General features: G+C 66.5%; 4 protein-coding genes. 3 read left to right on the forward strand and 1 reads right to left on the reverse strand.

What is annotated here, in order from left to right:
- Nucleotides 1-56 precede the first annotated feature (56 nt).
- Nucleotides 57-815, reverse strand: coding sequence for a hypothetical protein (locus ACTIEW_RS15580; protein WP_439478816.1), 759 nt, complete (start codon nucleotides 813-815; stop codon nucleotides 57-59).
- Nucleotides 816-1,194: 379 nt separating this feature from the next.
- Between ACTIEW_RS15580 and rpsL the strand changes: the two genes are divergently transcribed.
- From rpsL to fusA, 3 genes are all read left to right on the forward strand, one after another.
- Nucleotides 1,195-1,566: a 30S ribosomal protein S12 gene (gene rpsL / locus ACTIEW_RS15585; RefSeq protein ID WP_055832311.1), complete on the forward strand. Its 372-nt coding sequence runs from the start codon at nucleotides 1,195-1,197 to the stop codon at nucleotides 1,564-1,566.
- A gap of 66 nt (nucleotides 1,567-1,632) precedes the next feature.
- Nucleotides 1,633-2,106: a 30S ribosomal protein S7 gene (gene rpsG / locus ACTIEW_RS15590; RefSeq protein ID WP_055832312.1), complete on the forward strand. Its 474-nt coding sequence runs from the start codon at nucleotides 1,633-1,635 to the stop codon at nucleotides 2,104-2,106.
- 151 nt (nucleotides 2,107-2,257) lie between these two features.
- A complete protein-coding gene (gene fusA, locus ACTIEW_RS15595; protein WP_439478817.1) occupies nucleotides 2,258-4,339 on the forward strand; it encodes an elongation factor G in 2,082 nt (693 codons plus the stop codon).
- The last annotated feature ends 111 nt before the right edge of the window (nucleotides 4,340-4,450 follow it).

The following is a 4,450-nucleotide window of genomic DNA, read 5'->3' on the forward strand; positions in this document are numbered from 1 at the left end:
CAGATCACCACCGATTTGGGAATCCCGATTCCAACAAAACGGGCCACGCTCTAGCGCTATTCCCGCGGTCCATCCCGGCGGTCGGTGCGGATATTTTGCGTCGAGTCGGGGCGGAACGACGGGTCGAGGTGCGCCCCGGCGACGCCTATGCCGAAATTAGAGCCGACGCCGTCCTGCGGGCCGACCACGCCGACCCCGCCCGCCAGGGGACGGCGGCGGGCCTCATACTGGGCCAGGCGGCGGGCGCCCTCGGCGGCGAAGGGGCTGCCGGCGCTGTCGTCGATCGGTCGGGCGGCGGCCGCGCGCTGGCCGAAACGGTCGTTGCAGATGACACGCTCGGCGGCGCTCAGCAGGGCCGGCGTGGCGCAGCCGGGCCCGCGGGTGCGCAGCCCGCGCCCGACGCGGTCGCCCATGCTCTCGGGCCGCACAGACCAGCCCTCGACGCCGGGCGGAGGCGCGGGGGCGCCCGGAGCCGGAGCGCCGAGCCGGGTAACCGGCGGGGCGGGGCTGTCCTCGTCCTCGGTCGGGTCGTGGAAGGGGAGGTCGGGCTGCGCCGTCGTCGAGCCGGGCGGGGCGGGGGCGGCGACGTCCTGCGCCCGTTCCGGCGGCGGTCGGACGCGCGCCACCTCGCCGGGCAGAAGCGGGCGAGGGGCCATCTCGACATAGATGACCGGTTCCGGGTCGCTCTGGAGCAGGCCCGGGATGCTCAGGCCCATGGAGCGCAGGCCGATCCAGGCGAAGATGGCGACATGGCCGAGCACGGAAACGGCCACGATCGTCGGCTTGCGCCAGCGCTCGGCGCGTGCGGGCCACACCCACGCCGGCCCCCGAAATCGCTGTCTACCCGCCATACGCGCACAGGATGGGGCGAGCGTGGCGGTAATGGGGCCTGACGGCGGGATGAGGGCCGCGCCTTAGCGCCGCCACCCTTGACCTTCAGCCCCCCCGCGCGTAGAAGCCGCCCACTTTCGAGGTTCCCGGTCCGCCGGGTTCCGGGATCGTGACAATTGAGCGGACGGGCTGTGCCCGCCGGAACGCCCGAAGCGCGCGTTCCGGTTTTTTCGTTTGGACGTCGCGCTGCCGGCTCGAGATCAAACCCGGGGCGGCGTTCAGGCGTCGTCCGAAAAGAAGGCTCACCGAGGCGCTCCGGCCGAAAGGCACACGCCTCCATCGATTGAAGAGAACCGAGACTCCATGCCGACTATCAACCAGCTGATCCGCAAGCCGCGCCAACCCAAGCCGGTCCGTAACAAGGTTCCGGCCCTGAAGGGCTGTCCGCAGCGCCGCGGCGTCTGCACCCGCGTCTATACGACGACCCCGAAGAAGCCCAACTCGGCGCTTCGTAAGGTCGCCAAGGTGCGCCTGACCACCGGCATCGAAGCCGTGTGCTACATCCCCGGCGAGGGCCACAATCTGCAGGAGCACTCGGTGGTCCTGATCCGCGGCGGCCGCGTGAAAGACCTTCCCGGCGTTCGCTACCACATCCTGCGCGGCGTGCTCGACACGCAAGGCGTCAAGGACCGCAAGCAGCGCCGTTCGCACTACGGCGCCAAGCGTCCGAAGTAAGCGACCGCCCATTCCCATTCGCCGGCTTCCGCCGGCCGTCCGACACCGCTTTAGAAGGCCAAGCCCATGTCCCGTCGTCACCGCGCACAGAAGCGCGAAGTTCTGCCGGATCCCAAATACAAGGATCTGATCGTCACCAAGTTCATGAACTACGTCATGTACGAGGGCAAAAAGGCCGTCGCCGAGAACATCGTCTACGGCGCCTTCGAGATCCTGGCCGACAAGAAGAAGGAACAGGAGCCCGTCGCTACGTTCCACGCCGCCCTGGACAATGTGGCTCCGGCCGTGGAAGTCCGCTCGCGTCGCGTCGGCGGCGCCACCTATCAGGTGCCGGTCGAGGTTCGCCCCGATCGCCGCCGCGCCCTGGCCATCCGCTGGCTGGTCAACGCCGCGCGCAAGCGTGGCGAGAACACCATGACGGAAAAGCTGGCCGCCGAGCTGCTGGACGCTTCGAACAACCGCGGCACCGCGGTCAAGAAGCGCGAAGACACCCACAAGATGGCCGAAGCCAACCGCGCCTTCAGCCACTACCGCTGGTAAACGCCTTCAAGGCGCCCTGTTCGGCGCCTATCTTGAGACTATCCGGCGCGGGCGGTTTGAGCTAAATCGCCCGCGCCCGCTTATCCGCACAGATCGACATCTCCCCGAGGGCGCCAAACGCGTCCTGAACTCACTTCAAGGCACGCTTCTCATGGCCCGCGAAAACAAGATCGAGGACTACCGCAACTTCGGCATCATGGCCCACATCGATGCGGGCAAGACGACGACGACCGAGCGGATTCTGTACTACACCGGCAAGAACCATAAGATCGGCGAAGTCCACGACGGCGCCGCGACCATGGACTGGATGGACCAGGAGCAGGAACGCGGCATCACCATCACGTCGGCCGCGACGACCGCCTACTGGAAGGGCAAGCGCCTCAACATCATCGACACCCCCGGCCACGTGGACTTCACCATTGAAGTCGAGCGTTCGCTGCGCGTGCTCGACGGCGCCGTGGCGGTGCTGGACGGCAACGCCGGCGTCGAGCCGCAGACCGAAACCGTCTGGCGCCAGGCCGACAAATACCGCGTGCCGCGGATCGTGTTCGTCAACAAGATGGACAAGATCGGCGCCGACTTCGACGCCTCGGTGCAGTCGATCCGCGACCGTCTGGGCGCCAAGGCCGTGCCGATCCAGTTCCCGATCGGTTCGGAAAACACCCTGTCGGGCCTGGTCGACATCGTCGCCATGAACTCGGTGGTCTGGGACAACGACGCCCTGGGCGCCAACTTCACCGTCGGCCCGATCCCGGCCGACCTGATGGACAAGGCCGTCGCCGCTCGCCAGTACCTGATCGACAACGCCGTCGAACTCGATGACGAGGCGATGCAGGCCTATCTGGACGGCGAGGAGCCCTCGCTGGAAGTGCTGAAGAAATGCATCCGCAAGGCTGTGCTGACCGGCGCCTTCTATCCGATCCTGTGCGGCTCGGCCTTCAAGAACAAGGGCGTGCAGACGCTGCTGGACGCCGTCGTCGACTATCTGCCGTCGCCGCTGGACATCCCGCCGACCCCGGGCATCGACTTCAAGACCGAAGAGCCGATCACGCGCCGCGCCTCGGACGACGAGCCGCTGTCGGTGCTGGCGTTCAAGATCATGGACGACCCGTTCGTCGGCTCGCTGACCTTCTGCCGCATCTATTCCGGCAAGATGGAAACCGGCATGGGCCTGCTGAACTCGAGCCGCGACCGCAAGGAACGCGTCGGCCGCATGCTGCTGATGCACTCCAACGACCGTCAGGACATCAAGGAAGCCTACGCCGGCGACATCGTCGCCCTGGCCGGGCTGAAGGACACCCGCACCGGCGACACCCTGTGCGATCCCCTGAAGTCGCCCGTCATCCTCGAGAAGATGGAATTCCCGGCGCCGGTGATCGAGATCTCGGTCGAGCCCAAGACCAAGGCCGACCAGGAGAAGCTGGGCGTCGCCCTGGCCAAGCTGGCCTCGGAGGATCCCTCGTTCACCGTCTCGACCGACCACGAGTCGGGCCAGACCATCCTCAAGGGGATGGGCGAGCTGCACCTGGACATCAAGATCGACATCCTGCGCCGCACCTACAAGGTCGACGCGACCATCGGTCAGCCGCAGGTCGCCTACCGTGAATCGCTCGGCCGCAAGGTCGACATCGACTACACGCACAAGAAGCAGACCGGCGGTACGGGCCAGTTCGCCCGCGTCATGCTGACCTTCGAACCGGGCGAGCCCGGCTCGGGCTTCGTGTTCGAGAATTCGATCGTCGGCGGCGCCGTGCCCAAGGAATACATCCCGGGCGTGGAAAAGGGTCTGAACTCCATCAAGGACGGCGGCCTTCTGGCCGGCTTCCCGCTGATCGACTTCAAGGCGACCCTGACGGACGGCAAGTTCCACGACGTCGACTCCAGCGTGCTGGCGTTCGAAATCGCGGCCCGCGCCGCCTTCCGCGAACTGAAGGAGAAGGGCGCGCCCAAGCTGCTCGAGCCGATCATGGCGGTCGAGGTCGTGACCCCCGAGGATTACCTCGGTTCGGTCATCGGCGACCTGAACGGCCGTCGCGGCATGATCCAGGGTCAGGACATGCGCGGCAACGCCACCGTCGTGAACGCCTTCGTGCCGCTGGCCAACATGTTCGGCTATGTGAACACCCTTCGCGGGATGTCGCAGGGCCGCGCCCAGTTCACCATGCAGTACGACCACTACGAGCCGGTGCCGCAACACGTCGCCGACGAAGTGATCAAGAAGTATTCCGCTTAAATCACCCCCTGAAACACTAGGACAAAGCCCCCTGTTCAGGGGACGGAGAGAAGAGAATGGCCAAGGAAAAGTTCGAACGTAACAAGCCGCACTGCAACATCGGCACGATTG

This window comes from Brevundimonas sp., from assembly GCF_051860745.1.
GTDB lineage: Bacteria > Pseudomonadota > Alphaproteobacteria > Caulobacterales > Caulobacteraceae > Brevundimonas.